The 22,046-nt window shown below is 72.1% G+C and carries 26 protein-coding genes; all 26 read right to left on the bottom strand.

From position 1 onward, the window contains the following. Positions 1 to 2 precede the first annotated feature (2 nt). On the bottom strand, positions 3 to 278 hold the full coding sequence (gene fliQ, locus HLA93_RS00620; protein WP_222192291.1) for a flagellar biosynthesis protein FliQ: 276 nt from the start codon (positions 276 to 278) through the stop codon (positions 3 to 5). Continuing rightward, entirely contained in the window at positions 275 to 1,108 is an 834-nt protein-coding gene (fliP, locus tag HLA93_RS00615) for a flagellar type III secretion system pore protein FliP (RefSeq protein ID WP_308127870.1), read from the bottom strand. Before fliP ends, fliQ begins: the two co-directional genes overlap by 4 nt. Continuing rightward, positions 1,105 to 1,530, bottom strand: a complete 426-nt coding sequence (locus HLA93_RS00610) for a FliO/MopB family protein (RefSeq protein WP_246625544.1) — start codon at positions 1,528 to 1,530, stop codon at positions 1,105 to 1,107. Before HLA93_RS00610 ends, fliP begins: the two co-directional genes overlap by 4 nt. Positions 1,531 to 1,535: 5 nt before the next feature. Beyond that, entirely contained in the window at positions 1,536 to 2,273 is a 738-nt protein-coding gene (gene fliN, locus HLA93_RS00605; protein ID WP_222192289.1) for a flagellar motor switch protein FliN, read from the bottom strand. Then, a complete protein-coding gene (locus HLA93_RS00600; protein ID WP_308127869.1) occupies positions 2,270 to 3,247 on the bottom strand; it encodes a flagellar motor switch protein FliM in 978 nt (325 codons plus the stop codon). Before HLA93_RS00600 ends, fliN begins: the two co-directional genes overlap by 4 nt. A gap of 173 nt (positions 3,248 to 3,420) precedes the next feature. After that, on the bottom strand, positions 3,421 to 3,900 hold the full coding sequence (locus tag HLA93_RS00595) for a flagellar basal body-associated FliL family protein (RefSeq protein ID WP_222192287.1): 480 nt from the start codon (positions 3,898 to 3,900) through the stop codon (positions 3,421 to 3,423). Between the two features lie 84 nt (positions 3,901 to 3,984). Then, positions 3,985 to 4,899 (bottom strand): OmpA/MotB family protein, encoded by a 915-nt coding sequence (locus tag HLA93_RS00590; protein WP_222192286.1) that lies wholly within the window; start codon positions 4,897 to 4,899, stop codon positions 3,985 to 3,987. After that, positions 4,896 to 5,666, bottom strand: coding sequence for a motility protein A (locus tag HLA93_RS00585; protein WP_222192285.1), 771 nt, complete (start codon positions 5,664 to 5,666; stop codon positions 4,896 to 4,898). Before HLA93_RS00585 ends, HLA93_RS00590 begins: the two co-directional genes overlap by 4 nt. Before the next feature lie 3 nt (positions 5,667 to 5,669). Further along, a complete protein-coding gene (locus tag HLA93_RS00580) occupies positions 5,670 to 5,957 on the bottom strand; it encodes a flagellar FlbD family protein (protein WP_222192284.1) in 288 nt (95 codons plus the stop codon). Positions 5,958 to 6,107: 150 nt separating this feature from the next. Beyond that, positions 6,108 to 7,409, bottom strand: coding sequence for a flagellar hook protein FlgE (locus HLA93_RS00575; RefSeq protein WP_222192283.1), 1,302 nt, complete (start codon positions 7,407 to 7,409; stop codon positions 6,108 to 6,110). A 57-nt stretch (positions 7,410 to 7,466) separates the two neighbouring features. Next, positions 7,467 to 7,931: a flagellar hook assembly protein FlgD gene (locus tag HLA93_RS00570; RefSeq protein ID WP_222192282.1), complete on the bottom strand. Its 465-nt coding sequence runs from the start codon at positions 7,929 to 7,931 to the stop codon at positions 7,467 to 7,469. A gap of 15 nt (positions 7,932 to 7,946) precedes the next feature. After that, entirely contained in the window at positions 7,947 to 9,206 is a 1,260-nt protein-coding gene (locus tag HLA93_RS00565) for a flagellar hook-length control protein FliK (RefSeq protein ID WP_222192281.1), read from the bottom strand. Continuing rightward, positions 9,203 to 10,150: a transglycosylase SLT domain-containing protein gene (locus tag HLA93_RS00560; RefSeq protein WP_222192280.1), complete on the bottom strand. Its 948-nt coding sequence runs from the start codon at positions 10,148 to 10,150 to the stop codon at positions 9,203 to 9,205. Before HLA93_RS00560 ends, HLA93_RS00565 begins: the two co-directional genes overlap by 4 nt. After that, positions 10,138 to 10,587 carry a flagellar export protein FliJ gene (locus HLA93_RS00555; protein ID WP_222192279.1) on the bottom strand — a complete coding sequence of 150 codons (450 nt, stop codon included), beginning with the start codon at positions 10,585 to 10,587 and terminating at the stop codon, positions 10,138 to 10,140. The genes HLA93_RS00560 and HLA93_RS00555 overlap by 13 nt, the downstream gene beginning before the upstream one ends. Before the next feature lie 55 nt (positions 10,588 to 10,642). Continuing rightward, positions 10,643 to 11,965: a FliI/YscN family ATPase gene (locus HLA93_RS00550; RefSeq protein WP_308127868.1), complete on the bottom strand. Its 1,323-nt coding sequence runs from the start codon at positions 11,963 to 11,965 to the stop codon at positions 10,643 to 10,645. Between the two features lie 32 nt (positions 11,966 to 11,997). Next, positions 11,998 to 12,945 (bottom strand): FliH/SctL family protein, encoded by a 948-nt coding sequence (locus tag HLA93_RS00545; protein ID WP_222192278.1) that lies wholly within the window; start codon positions 12,943 to 12,945, stop codon positions 11,998 to 12,000. Continuing rightward, a complete protein-coding gene (gene fliG, locus HLA93_RS00540) occupies positions 12,929 to 14,005 on the bottom strand; it encodes a flagellar motor switch protein FliG (protein WP_222192277.1) in 1,077 nt (358 codons plus the stop codon). Before fliG ends, HLA93_RS00545 begins: the two co-directional genes overlap by 17 nt. A gap of 161 nt (positions 14,006 to 14,166) precedes the next feature. Further along, a complete protein-coding gene (gene fliF, locus HLA93_RS00535; RefSeq protein WP_222192276.1) occupies positions 14,167 to 15,720 on the bottom strand; it encodes a flagellar basal-body MS-ring/collar protein FliF in 1,554 nt (517 codons plus the stop codon). Then, positions 15,720 to 16,046, bottom strand: coding sequence for a flagellar hook-basal body complex protein FliE (gene fliE / locus HLA93_RS00530; RefSeq protein ID WP_222192275.1), 327 nt, complete (start codon positions 16,044 to 16,046; stop codon positions 15,720 to 15,722). Before fliE ends, fliF begins: the two co-directional genes overlap by 1 nt. Before the next feature lie 2 nt (positions 16,047 to 16,048). After that, a complete protein-coding gene (locus HLA93_RS00525; RefSeq protein WP_222192274.1) occupies positions 16,049 to 16,453 on the bottom strand; it encodes a flagellar basal body rod protein FlgC in 405 nt (134 codons plus the stop codon). Continuing rightward, on the bottom strand, positions 16,453 to 16,782 hold the full coding sequence (locus HLA93_RS00520; RefSeq protein WP_246625471.1) for a flagellar basal body rod protein FlgB: 330 nt from the start codon (positions 16,780 to 16,782) through the stop codon (positions 16,453 to 16,455). Before HLA93_RS00520 ends, HLA93_RS00525 begins: the two co-directional genes overlap by 1 nt. 287 nt (positions 16,783 to 17,069) lie before the next feature. Continuing rightward, complete coding sequence (locus tag HLA93_RS00515; RefSeq protein WP_222192272.1) at positions 17,070 to 17,456, bottom strand: hypothetical protein; 387 nt, start codon at positions 17,454 to 17,456, stop codon at positions 17,070 to 17,072. Continuing rightward, positions 17,453 to 17,839, bottom strand: a complete 387-nt coding sequence (gene fliS / locus HLA93_RS00510; RefSeq protein WP_222192271.1) for a flagellar export chaperone FliS — start codon at positions 17,837 to 17,839, stop codon at positions 17,453 to 17,455. Before fliS ends, HLA93_RS00515 begins: the two co-directional genes overlap by 4 nt. 53 nt (positions 17,840 to 17,892) lie before the next feature. Continuing rightward, entirely contained in the window at positions 17,893 to 19,302 is a 1,410-nt protein-coding gene (gene fliD, locus HLA93_RS00505; protein WP_222192270.1) for a flagellar filament capping protein FliD, read from the bottom strand. Between the two features lie 110 nt (positions 19,303 to 19,412). Beyond that, on the bottom strand, positions 19,413 to 20,582 hold the full coding sequence (locus HLA93_RS21325) for a flagellin N-terminal helical domain-containing protein (protein ID WP_281424988.1): 1,170 nt from the start codon (positions 20,580 to 20,582) through the stop codon (positions 19,413 to 19,415). Between the two features lie 236 nt (positions 20,583 to 20,818). Next, the gene (locus HLA93_RS21320; protein WP_308127867.1) at positions 20,819 to 21,988 is read right to left on the bottom strand and encodes a flagellin N-terminal helical domain-containing protein; all 1,170 of its coding nucleotides are present in this window, start codon (positions 21,986 to 21,988) and stop codon (positions 20,819 to 20,821) included. Positions 21,989 to 22,046 lie beyond the last annotated feature (58 nt).

Genomic DNA, 22,046 nt, shown 5'->3' with positions numbered 1-22,046 from the left:
GCTCAGGCCTTGCCGAGCAATCGCGGCAGCGACGCGAACAGCTGGTCGGTGAAGGAGACCAGCTCCGAGAGCACCCAGTTGCCGGTCACCAGCAGCGCGATCGCCACCGCGATCATCTTCGGCACGAAGGAGAGCGTGGGTTCCTGGATCTGCGTGGCGGCCTGGAACAGCGAGATCATGAAGCCGACCAGCAGGGCGGTCAGCAGGATCGGGGCGGCGACCTTGGCGCCGACGATCATCGTCTGGGTGGCGATGTCGGTGACATCTGCGTCGGTCATCCGTAGGACCCCACGAGCGCGGTGGTGATCAGCGCCCAGCCGTCGACGATCACGAAGAGCAGCAGCTTGAAGGGCAGCGACACGACGGTCGGCGGCACCATCATCATGCCCATCGCCATCAGCGCGGCGCTGACCAGCATGTCGAGCACCAGGAACGGGATGAAGACGACCAGCCCGATGATGAAGGCGCTCTTGAGCTCCGAGAGCACGAACGCCGGCACCAGGGTCAGCATGCTCACCGACTGGGCATCGGCCGGGCGCTCCTCACCGGACAGCCCGATCATCAGCTTCAGCTCGTCGTCCCGGGTGTTGTCCAGCAGGAACGTCTTGAGCGGCTCGACGCCGGAGTCGTAGGCCGCCGAGGCGGTGATCGCGCCGTCCAGGTAGGGCTGGACGGCGACCTCGTTGATGTCCCCGAACACCGGGCCCATCACGAAGATGGTCAGGAACAGCGCGATGCCGGTGAGCACCTGGTTGGGCGGTGAGGTGGGCAGGCCCAGCGCGTTCCGGGTCAGCGCCAGCACGATGAGGATCTTGGTGAACGAGGTCACCAGCAGCAGCGCGGACGGCGCGATCGACAGCACGGTGATCGCCAGGATCAGCGTGACCGCGGTGCTCGGGCTGTCCCCGCCGATGGAGATGTCCAGCCCGCCGTCGTCCACGACCGGTGCGGTGGGGGCCGTCGGTGCGGTGGGGGCGGTCGGCGCGGCCGAGGCCGGCCCGGCCAGCAGCACCATCGCGACAGCGGCACCGAGCAGCACGAGCAGCAGCAGGGCCGACCGCTGTGCGTTCGACGGGCCACGGGTGGCCGGCGCAGGCAGCGTGGTCACGACCGTCGCACCGTCCGCTCGCGCAGCTCCTGCACGACCGACGTCCAGGTGCCGCGGTCGAGCACGGACCCGGCCAGGGCGGGGGAGCCGACGCGGGCCGGCGGGCGGGGAGCGGTCACGCCGTCCACGTCGTCGGCGGCACCGGTGGCGGCCGGCCGCACCCGGGCGGCGGCCAGCGCGGTCTGCAGTTCGTCGTCCTCGACCTCGGCGAGCAGGGTGACCTGCTCCTCGGTGGAGCCGACCACCAGCACGCGGCCGGCGACCCGCAGCACCGAGACGCTGCTCGCCCGGCCCATGCGCTGACGGGCGACGACCTCGATCACACCGGTGGTGCCACCGAGGCCGCGCTTGGCGGCCAGCCGGCTGGCGAACAGCAGCACCGCCGCGATGAAGCCCAGGCACAGCACCAGGCGGATGATCATCCAGGTCACGGGGCCGCCGTCCCGGGGTCGGCGTCGGTCACGATCTCGCTGATCCGCAGGCCGAAGTCCTCGTCGACGACAACGATCTCGCCGCGGGCGATCAGGGTGCCGTTGACCAGCAGGTCGGCCGGTGCGCCGGCGGCGCGGTCGAGCTCGACGACCTCACCGGGGTGCAGGGAGAGCAGCTCGGAGACCGTCATCCGGGTCCGGCCGATCTCGACGGTGACCTCCATGGCCACGTTGCGCAGCAGGTCCAGGCTGCCGCGGCGCTCACGCCGCTGCGGCAGGGTGACCTGCAGCGCGAGGGTCGCGGCGATCTCGCTGCCGTTGACCAGCGGGACGGCGAGGAAGACGCCCTTGTCGCGGAGGCCGTCCAGCGCGGGGACGACCTCCTCGACGCGCTCGGCGGCGACCCGGACCCGGCCCAGGGCCGACGCGGCGGCCTCCAGCGCCGGGCGCAGCGCGGTGGCGACGTCCATCGGGCCGACCGGGGAGTTGGTCAGCGCGCTGACGATCTCCTCGGAGAGGACCAGCACGATGTCGCCGCTGACCTCGCCGCCGAGGGCGGCGGTGACGGCCGCTCCGGGCGTGGCGGGAAGGGGCACCGACTCGGGGTCGGCCACCGTCTCCCCGGCGCGCAGGTCCAGCTCGGCCGGCAGGGCGGCGGCCGCGGCCTGGGCGGCGGCCGCGACGGCGGTGGCGATGGTCTCGGAGTCCGACGAGGTGCCGAAGGCGGTGGTCATGGGTGGTCCTTTGCGGCGGTCGCGGCGATGTCGGGGACGATCTCGGCGGCCAGGCGGCGCCGGTGGTTGCTCGGCAGGGCGTGGGCGAAGGTCACGTCGTTGGTGGTGACCTCGAGCGGGCTGTCCTGGGTGTGCCGCAGCAGCAGCACGTCGCCGACGGCGAGGGACAGCAGGTCACCGGAGGGGACCTCGATGGGGTTGAACCGGACGCTGACGTCCACCGGCACGTCGTTCAGCCGTTCGGTCAGCGCCTCGTAGGCCCGCTGCCGCTTGACCCGCGCGGACTCCGACAGCTGCGGGGAGGCGGCGTTGTTCAGCGGTCCGGCGAAGGCGGAGAACGGCAGCACCAGCGTGGCCTCGGGCTCGCGGGCGCCGATCCGCATGCTGTACGTGGAGACCATCACGGTCTCCGAGCCCGACGCCGCCTGGGCCAGCTGCGGGTTGTACTCGACGCCGTCCAGGGCCGGCTGCAGCGCGGTGATGTGCGCGAAGGCGTCTGCGAACTGCTCGAGCAGCTGCTCCAGCAGGTGGCCGGTGATGCTGCTCTCCATGCCGGTCATCGGCCGGTTGGGCTGGTCGCCGGCGCCGGCGCCGCCCAGCATGTGGTCGACCATCGCCATCGCGGTGTCCAGCGGGTAGGCCAGCAGACCCTTGCCGGGCAGCGGCTCCAGCGTGAAGACCGCCAGGAAGTACGACGGCGGCAGCGTGGCGATGTAGTCGTCGTAGGAGAACTGCTCGATGCCGACCAGCTCCATCCGCGCCCCGGTGCGCAGTGCGGAGGTCAGCGTCGTCGTCGCCTGGCGGGCGAAGCTCTCCTGGGCGATCTGCAGGATGCGGACGTGCTCACGGGAGAGCTTCGTCGGGCGACGGAAGTCGTAGGTGCGTGGTTCCCGTCGCCGGGCACGCCCCTGCCCGTCGGGGTTCCGGGGGGCGGGGACGCTGGGCGCCTCGGCCACGGTGTCGGACAGGCTCACGCATGTCCTCATCGGCGGTGGGGTGGTCGACCCTGACCGCCGGGGACCAGCCGGTACCGGTTCCCCGGTACCGGCTGGTGCCGGTGCGTCCCAGTGGGGACGGTGGTGGAGGAGCGTCTGGTGAGGTGCTGGACGGCCCCCTCGCGAGTGCTGGGGGCGTGGGGGCCGTTCTGCTACTGGGTGACGTACTCCGTGTACCAGAGCTCGTACACGTCGCCGTGGTAGGCCTCGATGACCGCTGCCTCGAAGGCGGCCTTCATCGCCTCGCGGTTGGTCTGCACGTCCGACAGTGCGGCGCCGGAGAACTGCGAGATGGCGATGTCCATGGCCTTCGAGCCGTCCGGGGTGGCGCCGCCGCCGTGCCCGCCACCACCGGCGGACTCGTCGTAGGCGAGGGAAAACTGCAGCGTGAAGCCCAGCTTCAGGTAGCTGCCCCCGGCCAGGTTGATCGCCACAGGGTCGACGGCGAGGACGACGCTCCCGGCCTCCGGCGCCGGCTCGGCCTCGGCCTCACCACTGCCGCTGAACAGGAAGAAGTAGGCCGCGGCACCGAGCGCCAGGACGGCGACCAGCCCCATGACCAGCAGCTTCTTCTTCCCGCCGCCCGCGGCTTCCTCGTCCTCGGGCGTCTCCTTCTTGGTCTTCTTGCTCATCCGTGGCCTCCCTCGGAGTTCGGTGCCCGCGTGGCTGTGGGTGCGCGCGGTGCGTCGGTGGTGCTGCTCGGTGGTGCGGACTGGCTACTGCGCCGCGGCCTCGAGGCCGGGCAGCAGGGCATTGGCGCTCGCCGAGGCGTCGGACAGGACGACGACGTCGACCCGCCGGTTGACGGTGACGTAGCTGGGGTCGCTGTCGGGCACCAGCGGCCGGGTGCTGCCGTAGCCGGCCGCGGACATCCGGGTGTCGGGGATCCCGTCGGTCTCGGCGAGGTGTCGCAGCACCGTGGTGGCGCGGATCGCCGACAGCTCCCAGTTGGACGGCCACGGGCCGCCACGGGTCACCGGCAGGGAGTTGGCGTGGCCCTCGACCTCGATCTGGTTGGGCAGGGAGATCAGCGTCGGGGCCATCGCGTCGAGCACGACGGTGCCCTGCGGCTGCAGGGTCGCCGACTCGGGCGCGAAGAGCACCGGGTCGGACACCACGTGGATGACCAGGCCCCGCTCGTCGATGACGAACTCGGCCGCGCCGGACTGGCCGGCCGCGGCGAGCGCCTCCTGGAGCGCGGCGCGGGCCGCGGCGAGCTGGTCGTAGGCGGCCTGCGCCTCGGCGGCGGTCTGCCTGGCCGCGGCCGCGGCGGCTGCCTCGGCCGCCGCCTGCTCCGCGGCGGTCTGCTCGGTGCCGTCGATGGCTGCCTCCTGAGCCACCTGGACGGGCTTGAGCGGGCTGTCGTTCTCCACGGGTGCGTCGATGGCGGCGCCGTCGTTGAGGATGGTGACCGGGGCGCCACCGCCCTCACGCGCGCCCTCGGCGAAGGCGGTGAACTTGGCGGCGTCGATCGAGCTCATCGCGTAGAGCACGACGAACAGCACGAACAGCAGCGTCATCATGTCGAAGCCGGACACCAGCCACCGTTCGTGGTTCTCGTGCTCCTCGTGCTCCTCGTGCTTCTTGCGGCGGCCACCACCGTGGCCGCCGTGCCCGCCGCTCTTGCTCATGCCGCCTCGCGCTCCTGCTCACTGGGCGGCACCAGCGAGGTGAGCTTGGCCCGGACGGTGCGCGGGCTGGTGCCGGCCTGGATCTCGGCGATGCCCTCGACGAGCAGCTCCATCTGCGCGGCCTGCAGCTCGCTGACCCGGGCGATCTTGGCGCCCATCGGCAGGAACCAGAAGTTGGCGGCCATGACGCCCCACAGGGTGGCGATGAACGCCGCGGAGACCATCGGACCCAGCAGCTCGGGCTGGCTGAGGCTGCCCATCACGTTCATCAGGCCGACGATGCAACCGAGGATGCCGATGGTCGGCGCGTAGCCGCCCATGGTGGTGAAGAACTTGCCCGCGACCTTGTCCTCGGCCTTCTTGGCGGAGATCTCGCCTTCCAGGATGGCCCGCAGGTCCTCGGGGTCGGTGCCGTCGATGCTCATCTGCAGCCCGCGCTTGAGGAACGGGTCCTCGATGTTCTTGACCTGCGCCTCGAGCGCCAGCAGGCCCTCCTTGCGGGCCTTCTCCGCGAGGCTGACCAGGATCTGGATCTGGTCGGTGGCCGGCGGCACCTTCGCCGGCAGCACGGCCATCTTGAACCAGACGGGGATCTTCTTCAGGTCGGCCATCGTCTGGCTGGCCAGCGCGGCACCGAAGGTCGCGATGATGACCAGCACGATCGCGGGGAGGAAGATCAGCGACGTCGGGTCCGCGCCCTCGAGGATCATGAAGACGAAGAACGCGATCAGGGAGATCGCGAACCCGATCAGGGTGGCGGGGTCCATGGCTCAGCGCTCGTCTCGGCTCGGGAAGGGCACGACCGAGGCGTCCTCGGGGCCCTGCAGGTCGGTGGTGGTGGGCGGGCGGTAGTCACCGCGGTCCATCTGGAAGGCGACCGCCTGGATGCCGGCCCGGTAGTCGCGGACCTCGCGGACGACCTCGTCGACGGTCTCGGTGACGACGTACTTCGTGTCGTCGCGCAGCGTGACCACCGTGTCGGGATGGCCCTCCACGCGCTGGATCAGCTCAGCGTTGAGCACGAAGTGCTCGCCGTTGAGGCGCGTCAGACGGATCACGGACTGCTCCAGGGGTTCGGGGTGGCTGTGACCTGGGGTGGTCAGGTGCCACGACGGGCCTCGTCGCGCCGCGTTCGTGACATCGGCGGTTCGAGGGTGGTGCTTGAGCTGGACGGCCCGGTCACCCCGAACGGGTGACCGGGCCCGTCATCAGCGCTTGAGCTGGACCAGGTCCTGCAGGATCTCGTCGGAGGTGGTGATCACGCGGCTGTTGGCCTGGAAGCCGCGCTGGGCCACGATCAGGCCGGTGAACTCCTCGGCCAGGTCGACGTTGGACATCTCCAGGGCGCCGGCCGACAGGCTGCCGCGGCCGCCGGTGCCGGCCTGCCCGACCAGCGGGTTGCCGGAGTTGTCGCCGGCCCGGAACGAGCTGTTGCCGGCCTTCTCCAGGCCGCCGGGGTTGGTGAAGGTGGCCAGCGCGAGCTGACCGATGTTCTGCCGCAGCCCGTTGGAGTAGAGGCCCACGATGGTGCCGTCACTGGCGAGCGAGTAGCCCTCCAGCACGCCCATCGCCGAGCCGCTGTCGGCGGTGGTCTTCGCCGCGGCGTCGCTCTTGCCGCCGAACTGGGTCATGGCGGACAGGTCGACGTCCACGTCCTTCGTCCAGGCGGCGAAGCCGGCGGTGGAGGTGGGCAGCTGGAACGTGGCCGGGTTCGGGAGGTGCAGGGTGCCGGCCTGGCGGGGCTGGCCGTTCCCGTCGAGGTAGGCGTTGCTGCCGTCGGCGAACTGCAGCGTGACGCTGCCCAGCGCGGTCCCCGTCGAGGTGGCCGTCGCGGTCGAGGTGTCGGTGAAGGTGACGTTCCAGCTGTTGGCCGGGGTGGCGTTGCGGGTCATCTCCACGCTGACCGGGTGGGCGTTGCCCAGGTCGTCGTACATGGTGATCTGCGAGGTCACCGGGGTCTCGTTGGCGGCCGGGGTGGCCGATAGGTTGCCGGCCAGCGCCGCACCGGTGGTGGCGACCGGGGCCAGCACCTGGCCGGTGGGGATCCTCAGGTCCACCAGCGGGCCGTTCGGGTCCACGACGCCCAGGGCATTGGCCATCCAGCCCTGCAGCTTGGCGCCGTCGGGGGTGACCAGGTTGCCCACGCCGTCGGTGTCGAAGGAGCCGGCCCGGGTGTAGAGCTGCTCGTTGCCGACCTTGGTGACGAAGAAGCCGTCGCCGCTGATCATGAAGTCGCTGGCCCGGCCGGTGTTCTGGGTCGAGCCCTGGCCGAAGTTCGTGGTGATGCCGGCGACCTTGACGCCCAGACCGACCTGCGCCGGGTTGGTGCCGGCGGTGTCGCCGTTGGGCGCGGAACCGTTGCGGAGCACCTGGCTGAGCGTGTCCTCGAAGACGGTCTGACTGGCCTTGAAGCCGACGGTGTTGACGTTGGCGATGTTGTTGCCGGTGACGTCGAGCTTGGTCTGGTGCGCGCGCAGGCCGGAGATGGCCGAGAACATGGAACGCAGCATGGGGAGGACTCCTCGCGATCGGTGATCGGTGTCGGTGCAGGGGGCGGGACGCCGGGGTCAGCTGGCGGAGGTGCCCGTGGTGGTCGGGGTGGTGGCCGGGGTGTCGACCTCTGGGATGGTGATCTCGGTGATCCGGCCCAGCGGCACGGCCTTGTCGCCGACGATCGCCCGCGGCTCGTTGCCGGCGGTGACGATGACCGAGGAGACCGCGCCGGTGACGGTGGTGCCGTCGTCGGCGGTGTAGGCGACGTGCTTGCCGACCAGGGCGCCGGCGCTCAGCGAGCGCTGCAGGGTGAGCAGCTCGGCGTTCTGCTTGGCGATCTCCTCGAGCTTCTCCACCTGGGTGAAGGTCGCGGTCTGCGCCATGAACTCGCTGCTGCTGGTCGGGTTGCTCGGGTCCTGGTAGCGCATCTGGGCGACCAGCAGCTTCAGGAACGTGTCCTTGCCCATCTGGTCGGAGCGGTCGACCGCGCTGCTGGCGGTGGTCGTCGAGGTGCCGACGCTGCCTACGGGGGTGGTCATCGAGCGGACTCCAGGTCAGACGCGGACGTCCACGCCGGGCGACGTGGACTGGTCGGTGGTCAGGGGGGTGCCGTCGGCGGCGACGGCGTCGGGGACCGAGCCCCAGGTGCGGGGCGCCTGCTGGCCGGGCTGGCCGGAAGAGCCCTGGTGGCCGGCGCGGGCGTCGAGCAGCTGCTGGGCCGCGCGGGAGCCCGAGCCGCCATCGGTGCTGGTGCCGACGTCGAGCTTGCTCAGCGACAGCCCGGCGCCCTCCAGGTCGCGGCGCAGGTCCGGCAGCGCGTCGAGCAGGGCGTGCCGGCCGAGCTCAGAGGACCCGTGCAGGGTCAGGTCGAGGGTGCCGGCGGTGGCCGTCACCGAGACCGTCACCGGGCCGAGGTCCTCGGGGGTGATGACGAGGGTCATCGTCTGGCTGCCGTCCGGGGCGTTGCGCAGCACCGCGATCTGTCGGCCGAGCTGTGCGGCGACGGGCGCGTCGTCCGGCAGCGGGGCCGGGGCGGGGGTGACCTCGGCGGCGGCGCCGACGGTGGCGTTCGCCGTCGCACCGCCCAGCGTGAACACCGCGTCGGCGTCCTGGGGTGCGTCGGCCGCGGCTGCCGGCACGGCACCGGCAGCACCACCGGTGGCTCCGTCGGTCCCGGCGTCCGCCGAGCCGGCCGCCCCGGCGGCGGGCGGCAGCACGCCGCCCGCGACGACAGCCGGCTCGGCCGAGAGGGGACCGGCTGCAGGCGCGGGGTCGCGGACGACGGTGAGTCCGGCCGCGTCGGCCAGCACGTCGGCCGCGGTCGCGGCCGGCGCGGGGACCGCGGTGCCGGTGGGCGCCGGGTCGACGCTGGCCAGCAGCTGGTCGGCGCCGGGCGCCGTGACACCCGGCGCCGTGGCACCCGGGACCGCGACCTCGGTGGTCGGGGCGCCGGGCAGCGGGGGCACCGCGACGCCGGTCACCGCCCCGATCAGGCTGGCGGCCGCGGTGGTGGCGGCCGTTCCGGCAGCGGAGGTGGTCAGCGGGTTCACCGCGGTCATCAGCGCCCAGAGCCCGGGCACCAGCACGACCGGCGCCGGCGCCGCGGCGTCCTCGGCCGTGGCCGCATCGGACTGCTCGGGGTCCGTGGGCGAGCCGCCGGCGGCCTTGCCGCCGCCGGAGAGCGTGTCGTCCAGGGCGGTGTCCAGCGCGTCGGCGAAGGCCGGGGAGCCGTCCCCGCTCGGGGACGCCGTGCTGCTCGGGGCGCCTGCGCGGGCCACGGCCGGCATCACCGGCATCGAGGTGGGAGCGGTCATGAATAGGCCTCCGCGGCTCTGGTGACCTTCTGGACGTAGGACTGGGTCTCGGCGTAGGGCGGGATGCCGCCGTAGCGCTGCACGGTGCCCGGGCCGGCGTTGTAGGCGGCCAGCGCCAGCTCGGTGGAGCCGAACTGCTTGGTCAGGCTGCTCAGGTAGCGGGCGGCCCCGTCGATCGAGGAGGCCGGGTCGGCGGCGTTGACGCCCAGCCCCTTGGCGGTGGCGGGCATGAACTGCATCAGCCCGGTGGCGCCTGCGGAGGAGACCGCGGAGCTGTTGAAGCCGGACTCGGTCTTGGCGACCGCGGCCAGCAGAGCGGGGGAGACGCCGTGCCTGGCGCCGGCCTGGGTGAAGAGGTCGGCGTAGGGCACCCCGGCCAGCCCGCCGCCGGTGGCGGCGGAGACGGCGGCGGTGCTGGTGCCCTCCGGCAGCACCCGGCGGATGAGCGTCGGGTTGCCGACGTCCTGCACCTTGACGACGTCGCCCTCCTGCGGGGCGGCGATCATCTTCCCGCCGCCGATGTAGAGGCCCACGTGGTCGATGCCGGCCCGCGACGAGGAGTTGTCGAAGAAGACCAGGTCGCCGGGCTGGGCCTCGGCGAGGGAGGCGACCGGGCGGCCGGCGGTGGCCTGCTGCGAGGAGGTGCGCGGGATGCTGATCCCGAGGTCGGCGTAGACCCGCTGGGTGAAGCCGGAGCAGTCCAGCCCGGTCGCCGGGTCGGTGCCGCCCCACTTGTAGGGGACACCCAGGTACTTGGTCGCCGCGCCGACGACCTCCGCCCCGGTGCCGGTGGCCGACAGCGTGGACGTGCTGGTCGCGGAGCTGGTGCCGGTGAGGCCGGCGGCGGATGCCGCGCTGGCCCACGAGGCGTTGGTCGTCGCGGGGGGCATGAAGCGTGCCTGGATCTGGCCGATCCGGGCCTGTACCGCGGTCAGTCCGTCCACGTCTCCTCCTCCCTGTCGGTGGTGCTGTGCCGGCCGGTGACCAGGTCGTCGACCGCCCGTACCTCGGCGGCGTCGGCGGCCGCCTGCAGGGCGGCCACGTGCCGTTCCCGCAGGCGCTCCAGGCCCTTGGTGCGCTGCGCGGCGGCGGTCCACCGCGCACGCACCAACTCGGCCTGCTCCGCCCGGGCGAGCGCGAGTGCCCGTGCAGCTGACACATCGGCAGCCGCGGCGGTCGATGCGACCATCGCGGCCACGAACGCCCCACCGGTCGCAGCCACGGGCAGGCCGCGGCGACTGAGCGCGGCGGCGTCCCGCTCGGCCCGCTCGGCCGCCTCGGTCGCCTCCCGGGCGGCCTGGGCCGCCGCGAGGGCGGCGGCCCGTTCCTCGTTCCGGCGCAGCCTCAGCACCGGCTCCAGGCGGAAGGCCGGCTGCTTCACGGTGCGAGGCGGCCGAGGTCGGCGTGCACGCGACCGGCCCTCACGCGACCGGCCCTCACGCGGTGGTGGCGATCGTGTGCAGTCGGGCGAACGCCTCGGCCGTCGAGGTCGCGTCGTCCACGGTCTGCCGCAGGAAGGCGTCGATCGCGGGCACGAGCCGGCGGGCCCGGTCGACCAGGGGGTCGCTGCCGGTCTGGTACGCGCCGATCTCGATGAGCTCGCGGACGTCGCGCAGCGCGGCCATCATCCGGCGGATCTCCCGGGCGTCGGTCATCTGCGGCGGCGGCACGATCGTGGTCGCCACCCGCGAGATCGACTCGAGCACGTCGATGGCCGGGAAGTGCCCGGCGGTGGCGAGCTTGCGGGTGAGCACCACGTGGCCGTCCAGGATCGACCGGGCGGTGTCGGCGATCGGCTCGTTGTGGTCGTCGCCCTCCACCAGCACGGTGTAGAGGCCGGTGATCGAGCCCGTCGTCGACGTGCCGGCCTTCTCCAGCAGCTTGGGCATCATCGCGAAGACGCTCGGCGGGTAGCCGCGGGTGGCCGGCGGCTCCCCGGCGGACAGCCCGACCTCGCGCTGGGCCATCGCCGTGCGGGTGATCGAGTCCATCATCAGCAGCACGTCGCGGCCCTGGTCGCGGAAGCCCTCGGCGATCCGGGTGGCCACGAAGGCGGCCTTCAGCCGGACCAGCGGCGGTTCGTCGGAGGTCGCGACCACGACGACGGTGCGCGCCATCCCCTCGGGGCCGAGGTCCTCCTCGAGGAACTCCCGGACCTCGCGGCCACGCTCACCGATCAGCCCGATGACCCGCACGTCGGCGTCGGTGCCGCGGGTGATCTGGCTCATCAGCGTGGACTTGCCGACGCCGGAGCCGGCGAAGATGCCCAGTCGCTGGCCCTTGCCCACCGGGACCAGCGTGTCCAGGGCACGGACGCCGGTGGTCAGCTGCCGGCTCACCCGGGCCCGGGTGAGTGCGTTCGGGGTCTCGCTGGTCAGGTCGACGTACCGGACGGCGGAGCCCAGTGGTGGGCCGCCGTCCATCGGCCGGCCGAGGCCGTCGAGCACCCGGCCGAGCAGCGCCTCACCGACCGGCACCTGCAGCGGCAGGCCGGTCGGGCGCACCCGCGCACCGGAGTGCACGCCGGACAGGTCGCCCAGCGGCATGCAGGTCAGCCGGTCGCGCTGCACGGCGACGACCTCGGCCAGCAGTGGCCGCGGGCCGGTGCTGACCTCGACCAGGTCGCCGACGGCGGCGGAGACGCCCTCGACGCTGAGGGTCAGGCCCATGGCGCCGGTGACGATCCCGGTGATCTGCGGGCGGGCGGCCGCGCGGGCGCGAGAAAGGACCCCCTCGCCCCCCACCGCTCGCAAGCTCACGGCGGGCCCCTGCGAGGGGGCCAATGGCGTGGTCACGAGCGGAGCACCTCGCGGACCCGCTCGAGCGCGGCGGACAGCTGGGCGTCCACCCGCTGGGTGCCGGCCTCGGCCAGGGCGCCGGCCCGTTCGACGGTGTCGTCGGCGACCACGGTCACCGACGCGGGCAGCCCGGCCAGCGCGTCGGCGGGGACCTCGGCGAGGTCGTCGGGGTGCAGCCGGACGACGACCGGCACGTCGCGCGGGCAGAGGGTGAGCGCACGGCGCAGCGCGTCGAGCCCGGGGGAGGCGGCCATCGCGAGCTCCCGGCCGAGCAGGTCGCCGACCAGCACGAGGACGGTGTCCAGGACGCTGTCGCGCAGCTCGTCGACGACGGGGGCGGCGGTGGCGTCCAGCCGCTCCACCGCGGCGCCCATGGCGGCCGTGGCCGTGGCCAGCCGGCGTTCCCAGCGCACCTGCACCGCGGCGAGCCGCTCCTCCGCGGCCCGCTCGGCGGCCTGCACCACCTGCTCAGCGGCGACCAGGCCCTCGGTGTGGCCGGCGGCCCAGCCCGCCCGGCGGGCCTCCTCACGCAGCCGGGCCAGCTGCTCGGCGTAGACCTCGCCCAGCCGCAGTCCCACCCGGGCGGCCGACGCGGAGTCGGCGTCCCGGACGGTGGCCGAGGCGGTGGACGGCGGGGTCGGGACGGTGGTGGCCTCGACCGGGCCGGGCAGCACCACCGGCGGCGGGCCGGACCGGGCCGGTGCGGGCGGGGTCACGGGCGGGGTCGCCGGACGGACCACCACCGGGTCGTCGGCGAGCGCCGTCGTCCCACGCCGTCCCCAGACCGGGGCGCCGGAGGCGCTGCGCTGGTAGGGGATCGCGTCGGCGGCCGAGGACCCCCGCAGCAGCAGCGTCTCGCGCGCGCCGTCGGACGACCGCGGGCCCGGTGCCCGGCGTCGGTCCGCTCCTCGCTCGCCGGCGACGTCAGGCGACGAAGTCATCCTCACCACCCCGCGAGATGGTCAGGGTGCCCTGCTCCTCGAGGGTGCGGATGACCGCGACCACCTTGGCCTGGGCCTCCTCGACCGTGCGGGCGCGCACCGGGCCGAGCAGCTCGATCTCCTCGAGCAGGTTCTCCCCGGCACGCTCGGAGAGGTTGCGGACCACCTTGTCCCGGACGTCCTGCTTGACGCCCTTGAGCGCGGTGGCCAGGTCGTTGGCCTCGACGTCGCGCAGCACCAGCTGCAGCGACCGGTCGTCGATGGTGACGATGTCCTCGAAGACGAACATCTGCGAGCGGATCCGCTCGGCGAGCTCGGGGTCGCTGTTCTCCAGCCACTCGAGGATGGAGCGCTCGGTGGGTCGGGAGGAGCGGTTGATGATCTCGACGAGGGTCTCGACGCCGCCGACGGTCGCCATGTCCTGGTAGGCCAGCAGCGACCCCATCCGGCGGCCGAGCTCCTCCTCGACCATCCGCACCATCTCCGGGGCGGTGCGGTCCATCATCGCGATCCGGTAGGCCACGTCGGCCTGCTGGTCCGGCGGGAAGCCCGACAGCACCTCGGCCGACTGCGGGGCCGGCAGGTGGGCCAGCACGAGGGCGACGACCTGCGGGTGCTCGTCCTTGAGGAAGGTGACCAGCTGCCGGACGTCGCTGTTGCGCAGCGAGGCGAAGGGCAGCTCGGTGTAGACCACGTTGAGCCGGGAGAGGATGCCGTCGGCCTTCTCCTCGCCCAGGCCGGCGGCGAGCACCTCGCGGGCGAACTCGACGCCGCCGGTGCCGACGAAGCGGCGGGCCTGCATGAGGGCGTGGAACTCGCTCAGCACGTCGTCCACGTCGGCGCCGTCGACGCGCTGCAGGGCCATCAGCTCGCCGGTCAGCTTCTCCACCTCGGAGGGGCGCATCTGCGCGAGCACGGCGCCGGCCTCCTCCTTGGTCAGCTGGGCGAGGAACACCGCTGCCTTGCGCAGGCCGGGGAGCTCGGGGCGAGGGGGCGCGGCGAGCTGGCCACCGGTCCGGGCCGGCACCCCGGTGAGCTGTTCGATGCTGGCGATGCTCACTGCTGTCGTTCCCCCCTCGTCTCGGACGCCGGCGGCGTCCACCTACTTGATCGGCAGTCCGGGGCCCCACCCGGCAGGGCGTCGGCCCCACCGGGGGAGGCCCCGGACGTCGTGCTGCTCACTCGGTCGTGCTCACCGGCCGGTGCTCACCGGCCCGTTGCTCACTTGGCGTCGGCGAACCAGCCGCGGAGCATGGTGGCGACCTCGTCGGGCCGGTCGCTGACCATCTCGGAGATCTCGCCGCGCACCCGCTCGCGCTGGGCGACGGCCAGCTGGGCGGCCCGGTCGTCGAGCTCGGGGTCCCGGACGCTCTCGACCTGGATCCGCTCGTACTCCGGCTCCTCCTCCTCGAGCTCCTCGTACTCCTCGCGGTTGCGCCGGGAGCGCAGCCAGACGATGAGCACCAGCAGGGCGATGCCGAGCGCGATGCCGCCGGTCTTGATCATCGACCACATCTGGGCGGTCTTCTCCGCCTCCCGCGCGGCGGCGAGGTCGGCGGCGGCCTGCTCGGCGGCGGTGGTGTCGAAGGCCATCGCGGCGACCGTGATGGCGTCGCCCCGGGCGACGTCCAGCCCGACCGCGTTGCCCACCAGGTCCTGGATGGTGGCCTGGTCCAGGGCACCGGCGGTGGCGTCGTCCATGACGACGGAGACGGTCAGCCGCTCGACCGCGCCGGGGGCGCCGGCGATGGTCTCCACCGTCTTGTCGACCGCGTTGTTGGAGGTGGTCGACTCCTTGTCGTAGGCCGACTCACCGCCGCCAGCAGCCACGTCCTCCGCGCCGAGCACCCCGCCGACGGCGGTCCCGGTGCCGGTATAGCTCTCGGTGGTGGTGCTCTCCGACAGCGCCGGGGTGCCCTCGTTGTACTGGTAGCTCTCGGTCGTGGTGTCGCGCTGGGAGAAGTCCAGGTCGGCGCGGACGGAGACCACGGCGTTGCCGGGGCCGGCCACCCGGTCGAGGATCTGCTGCGCGTTGGCCGCCAGCCGCCCCTCGTAGGCCTGCTCCTGCTCCGACTGGGCGTCTCCGGCCGCACCGGTCGCGCCCCCGCCGGCGGCGGAGAGGACCGCACCGGTGGAGTCGGCCACCGTCACCGAGTCCGGCGACATCCCCTCGATGCTGGAGGAGACCAGGTGGGTGACGGCCTGGATCTGCTCGCCCCGCAGGTTCGTGCCCGGTGCCAGGTCCAGCAGCACCGAGGCGGTCGGCTGGTCGTCCTCGGTGGCGAAGACGTCCTCCTTGGGCAGCGCGACGTGCACCACCGCGGAACGGACGCCGTCCAGCGCCTTGAGGGTGTTGGAGAGCTCACCCTCCAGGGCCCGCTGGTAGGAGACCTGCTGCTGGAACTCGCTGGTGGTGATGCCCTGCTCGTCGAGCAGGGAGTAGCCGGTCTCGTTGCCGGCCGGCAGTCCCTTGCCGCTCATCGCCAGACGCATGTCGTAGACCTTGTCCTGGGCGACCATGACGGTCTGGCCACCGTCGGCCAGCTCGTAGGGCACGCCCTCGGCGTTCAGCTCCTCCACGATCGCCGAGGCGTCGGTGGAGGCCAGGTTGCTGAACAGCGGCGACAGCGTCGGCGCCGTGATCCACCGGGTGAAGAAGACCCCGCCCAGCAGCAGCCCGGCCAGCAGGAGACCGATCACGATCTTCTGGCCGAGGCTGATGGTGGACAGGGTGGTCCGGATGCGCTCCAGCGGTCCGGCGAGGGCGGCGGGCATCAGATCTGCATCCTCATGATCTCGGTGAAGGCCGCCACCGCCGAGTTCTTCAGGGTCACCACGGTGTCAGTGGCCAACCGCGCCTCGGTGCTGGCGATCATGTAGTCGTGCGCGTCCTGCAGGTCGCCGGTGGCGGCCTGCAGGGCGAGAGTGTCGGCCGTGCCCTGTACGGCGTTGAGCGAGTCGATCGAACCGGTGAGGACGGCGGCGAAGCCGCCGTCGCCGGAGGCCGACGCCGGCGCGGCGGCCGAGGCCGCCCCGGAGACGCCGGCGACGTCGGTGATGCCGGGCATGCCGAAGGAGATGCCGCTGATCGGTGAGGTCATGGTCAGCCCTTCCCGAGCTGCAGGGCCTGCTGGTAGGCCTCGGTGGCGCTCTTGATGGTGGAGAGGTTCGCCTGGTAGCCGCGCTGGGCCATGAGCAGCTGGGTCATCTGGTCCCCGAGGTCGATGTCGGGGTAGCGGACGTAGCCCTCGTCGTCGGCGAGCGGGTTGTCTGGCTCGTAGACCATCCGGCCCTCGGCGCTGCCCAGCTCGGTGCCGGCGACGCGGACGCCGCCCTGGCCGGAGCCGTACTGCACCGCCTCGGCGACGACCATGCGCTCCTGGAAGGCAGCCTCGCCCGGGGCGTTGACCGTGTTGATGTTGGCCATGTTGTCGGCGACCGCGTCCATCCACTTGCGGTGGACGTACAGCGACGAGCCGCCGATGCGCAGCGTGTCGAAGACGGTCATCACTGCGTCCGCAGGGCCGAGCGCAGGAGGGCGTACTTGCCGTCCAGGGCGCTGATCGACAGCTGGTAGCGCAGGCCGGTCTCGGTGGCGATGACCGTCTCGGTGTCCAGGTTGACGTTGTTGCCGTCGGTGCGGGTCGGGTCCATCGAGCGGGTGACCGCGCTCTGGCCGACCCCGGGGGTCTCGCCGTTGGCGATCGCGCTCTGCAGGGTCGACTCGAAGTCGACCCTGCCGGCCAGGAAGCCCGGCGTCTGGATGTTGGCGATGTTGTCGGCGGTCACCCGCTGGCGCTGCTGCAGTCCGGTGAGGGACGCGTGCAGGGCCGTCATGGTCGAGTCGGTGATCACCGGACGCTCGGCAGGGAGCGACGGAGCACGAGGTACCTCCGGGTACGGCGGGACGCGCTCACAGGGGGTGCCTGCGAACGAGGGGGGCCGCCGATCCGTGGCGAGAGTGGTGCATTCCGTGCAGCTGAGTCATCGGCAGGGGGCCGGCCGGACATGACCACATGCACTCGATCGAGCACCGCACGTCACACAACGCACACGTCCCCCGGGGCAGAAATGGCCATTTCTGCCCCGGGGGACGGGGGAGTGCTGGTGGTGCTGGAGGGGATCTACAGGGCGCGGTCGATGAAGGAGGCGACCGGGCGGGTGGGGGCGTAGGACATCCGGGCGGCCAGGTCGCGCTGCTTCTGCGACTGCGTGATCCGTTCGACCAGGGCCTCGGCGACCGCGAGCTGGTGCTGCAGCAGCCGGGCGGCGCGCTCGCGCAGGTCGTCGGGCAGGGGCCCGAGGTTGCTAGGCGGGATCCAGTCGGTCGACCGGCGACCCCAGGCCGCGATCTCGTCCGCTCGGCCGCGGGCCAGGGTCTCCTCGGCCTCGTGCACATCGCCCTCCAGGGCGTCGAGCACGACCGGCCAGGAGCGCGCCTCGCCCAGCGAGCCGGGGACGTCCCCGACCCGGTTGCGGCCGGGGCTGCCCGAGGCCGGACCGCCGGTCATGCCGGGGCCGAGACGAGGGTGGCCGCAGCCTCCCGCCACGCGTCGCGCAGCGGCTCGACGATCTTGCGGCAGTCGGCGACCCGGCGCAGGTCGCCCTTGACGATCGCCTGGCCGAGCTCGGAGATCAGCCAGTTGTAGAGCGCGGCCAGCCGGGGAGCGCCTTCCCAGGCGTCGATCTGCAGGCTCTCCAGCAGTCCGAAGACGACGTCCTGGGCGTGCTGGAGCTGCTCGGTCGCCGCCTCGCGGTCACCCGCGGTGAGGGCGGCGTGCCCGCGCTCCAGGTCCAGGGCGAGGCGGTCGTACAGCATCACCAGCAGCCGCTGGGGCGACGCGGTGGTGACCGTGTCGCCCAGGTAGCGGGCGCGGAGGGAAGCGGTGCTCATCGGGAAGATGCTCCTGGGGGATCAGCGCGTCGGTGGGTCAGGATCCGGCGGGACTACTTGTTCGAGGACGACCAGGAGGGCAGGCCGGCGATCTGCGAGCTCAGCCAGGACGCCTGGTTCTGCATCGTGCTCAGCGCGGTCTCCATGGCGGTGAACTGTCGGGTGAGCGTGGTCTTGCGCAGCTCGAGCCGGATGTCCCAGGCGTCGATCCGCGCCTGCAGGTCCTTGGCGAGCGCGTCCTGGCTCGTCGCGAGCTGCACCAGCGACCCGGTCGTCGTGTCGCTGGCGCCCTTGGCCAGCACCTCCAGCTGTGCGGCCAGCCCGATCGGGCTGGTCACGTCGTCGGCGTTGCCGCTGATCCCGTCGGTGCCGGCGCTCTCGATCTTCTTCTCGGCGAAGACCTTCTGCACCTTCGCCGGGTCGGCGGTCAGCGCGGTGGTGAAGACGGTCTTGTCGAAGGCGAACGTGCCGTCGCGGTTGAGCTGGATGCCGACCGTGGAGGCGGACACCCCGCCCACGGCGGTGGAGACGACGCTCATGATCTGGTTGGACAGGCCGCGCAGGGTGGTGTCGCCCTTGAGGACGGCGCTGGTGCTCTCCGCGTCGGTGTAGGAGCTGATCGCCGACTGCAGGGCATTGGCGGCGTCGACCAGCGACTGCACCTTGCTGGCGACCGCGCTCGGGTCGGCGGACACCCCGACCGTTATCGACGTCGACGCGTCGGCCTTGGTGGCGGTGATCGTCACGCCCGGCACGAGGTCGGTGAACGTGTTGGTCGACGAGGTCGCCGTCAGGCCGCCGCCGAGGGTGAGGAGGGCGTCCTGGCCCTGGTCGGTGGTCAGGAACTCGGCCGGCGTGGTGCCGTCCGGTCGCGGCGAGCTGATCACCTCGAACGCGCCGGCGGCGCCGCTGGTGGTGGAGGTGAGCTGCAGTCGGAACTGGTCCTTGCCCAGCTGGATGACCGAGGCCTGCACGCCGGCGTTCGCGGCGTTGATCGCGGCGGCTGCGTCGGTGAGGGTGGCGGTCGCACCGACGTCGATGCTCGTCGTGGCACCGGTGGCGGTGTTCTTGATGGTGATCGGCCAGACCGGGTCCTGGTCGCGCACCGGCGCGGTCTTGGACGACCACTGGGTGCCGCTGACCAGGCTGTGGGTGCCGGAGAGCTGGGTGACGGCGAAGGTGACGGCGGTGCCGCTGACGGCGGTCGTGCCGGCGGTCGCGGTGACGTTCGTCGACGTGCTGGTGGTCTTGGTGGCGTTCCACGCGGTGGCGTCGGTGAGCGCGGCTGCGGCGGTGCGCAGGGCGTCGAACCGGGTGTTGACCGCGCGGTACGCGGCGGCGTCGGCCTGGGTGGCGGACAGCTGGGTCTTGAGCAGGGTCTGCGGGTTCGCCTCGACCTGCATCAGCTGCGTGATCATCGTGCTGTAGTCGATGCCCGAGATGAGGCCCGTGCTCACGCTCATGCCTGCCATGCCGGTGCCTCCGTGGTCAGGGGATCAGGGGGTGGAGCGCCGGTGAGGGGGGAGGCCCGAGGGCCTCCCCCCTCACCGGGTGTTCAGGTGGTGCGGGTGGATCAGCCCAGGAGCTTCAGGATGCCCTGCGGAGCCTGGTTGGCCTGGGCCAGCATCGCGGTGCCGGCCTGGGTCAGGATCTGCGTGCGGGTGAAGTTGGTCATCTCCTGAGCCATGTCCGTGTCACGGATCCGGCTCTCCGACGCCGACAGGTTCTCGACGGCGACGTTGAGGTTGTTGACCGTGTGCTCGAACCGGTTCTGGATGGCACCCAGGTCGGCGCGGGTCGTCGACACCGTCTTGATGGCGGCGTCGATCTTGTCGATCGCCTCAGAGGCACCGGACGCGGCGGTGAAGGTGACCTCCGCGTCGGCGATCTGCTGGGCGGTCGGGGTGGCGCCAGGGGCGGTGCCGGTGAAGGTCAGGCCCGTGGCGGTGGCGCCGGCGGTGACGGCTCCGGTGCCGAAGGCGGCGTCCAGCGCCGACTGGACCTTGGTCAGCTTGGCGCCGGCGTTGTCGGTGGCGCCGAACTTGACCGAGGACAGGTCCACGCTCTTGCCGTTGTAGCTGATCGACCCGTTGAGGCCGTCGAAGCCCTCAGCGGTGGTGTAGTCGTTCGCCGCACCGACGGTGGACACCGACGCCGTGCTGGCGGCGGCGTTGGTGGTCTGGGTGCCGGTGGTGCCGGTGCCGGTGGCAGAGACGTCGACACCGTCGACGCCCAGGCCCTGGGCACCCATGGCGGTGGCGATGCTGACGCCGATGGTCTCGCCGGCGTTGGCGCCCACCTGGAAGGTGGTGTTGTAGTTGCCGTCGAGCAGCTGCTTGCCGTTGAAGTTCGTCGTGGACGAGATCCGGTCCAGCTCGCTCTTGAGCTGGGAGACCTCGGACTGGATGTTCTTCTTGGCGTCGTCGTTCAGCGAGCCGGTGTTGCTGGCCTGCACCGACAGGTCGCGCATGCGCTGCAGGATGCTGTGCGTCTCGGTGAGCGCACCTTCAGCGGTCTGCACGACCGAGATGCCGTCCTGGGTGTTGCGGACGGCGACCTTGAGGCCACCGATCTGCGAGCGGAGGCCCTCGGAGATGGCCAGACCGGCAGCGTCGTCGGCGGCGCGGTTGATGCGGAAGCCGGAGGAGAGCTTCTCCAGCGACTTGCTCATCTGGCTGTCGGTGACCGACAGGTTGCGGTACGAGTTCATCGCCGCGATGTTGTTGTTGACGCTCAGACCCATGGTGTTCCTCCGTGGACGTGGGTTTCAGGATTCCGCTGCATCCGTGCTGCGGGGTGTTGCAGTGCCAGGATCGGCGGGCGGAGAGCTGGTCTTGACCTGAAACGGCGAGGAACTTCGACGGAGCACCACGGGCGGGTCCGGCGGGCTGCCCGGGCGCCTTGGGGTGGGCCGGGACAGCGGTGAGGGGGAGGCCGGGGCCTCCCCCTCACCGGTGCTGCTCAGGGAGTGCGGGTGGGTCAGCCCAGCAGGCGCAGGATGTTCTGCGGAGCCTGGTTGGCCTGGGCCAGCATCGCGGTGCCGGCCTGGGTCAGGATCTGGGCGCGGGTGAAGTTGGTCATCTCCGACGCCATGTCCGTGTCGCGGATCCGGCTCTCCGACGCGGTCACGTTCTCGATCGCGACGTTGAGGTTGTTGACGGTGTGCTCGAACCGGTTCTGGATGGCACCCAGGTCGGCACGGGTGGTGGAGACCGTCTTGATGGCGGCGTCGATCTTCTTGATCGCTTCGGAGGCGCCGGACGCGGCGGTGAAGGTGACCTCCGCGTCGGCGATCTGCTGGGCGGTCGGGGTGGCGCCAGGGGCGGTGCCGGTGAAGGTCAGGCCGGTGGCGGTGTTGGCGACGTCGACGGCGCTCGTGCCGAAGGCGGCGTCCAGGGCGGCCTGGATCTTGGTCGTCTTCTGCGCGGCGTTGTCGGTGGCGGCGTACTTGACCGAGGCCAGGTCGACGCTCTTGCCGTTGTAGGAGATCGACCCGTTCAGGGTGTCGAACGCCGCGGCGGTGGTGTAGTCGTTCGCCGCGCCGACCGTGGACACCGACGCCGTGCTGGCGGCGGCGTTGGTGGTCTGGGTGCCGGTGGTGGCGGTCCCGGCGACGGAGACGTCGACGCCGTCGACGCCCAGGCCGTTGGCGCCCATGGCGGTGGCGATGCTGACGCCGATGGTCTCGCCGGCGTTGGAGCCCACCTGGAAGCTGGTGTTGTAGTTGCCGTCGAGCAGCTGCTTGCCGTTGAAGTTCGTCGTGGTCGCGATGCGGTCCAGCTCGCTCTTGAGCTGGGACACCTCGGACTGGATGTTCTTCTTGGCGTCGTCGTTCAGCGACCCCGAGTTGGAGGCCTGGACCGACAGGTCACGCATGCGCTGCAGGATGCTGTGCGTCTCGGTCAGGGCGCCTTCCGCGGTCTGCACGACCGAGACACCGTCCTGGGTGTTGCGGACGGCGACCTTCAGGCCACCGATCTGCGAGCGCAGGCCCTCGGAGATGGCCAGACCGGCAGCGTCGTCGGCCGCGCGGTTGATGCGGAAGCCGGAGGACAGCTTCTCCAGCGACTTGCTCATCTGGCTGTCGGTGACCGACAGGTTGCGGTACGAGTTCAGGGCCGCGATGTTGTTGTTCACGGTCAGACCCACGGTGGTGCCTCCTTGACAGGGCGACCGCAGCATCCGTGCCGCGGTCTCGTACCCCTGT

Origin of the sequence: Modestobacter italicus (assembly GCF_019799965.1) — a bacterium.
GTDB classification, from domain to species: Bacteria; Actinomycetota; Actinomycetes; order Mycobacteriales; family Geodermatophilaceae; genus Modestobacter; species Modestobacter italicus_A.
This window is presented reverse-complemented; position numbering and strand designations above follow the sequence as displayed.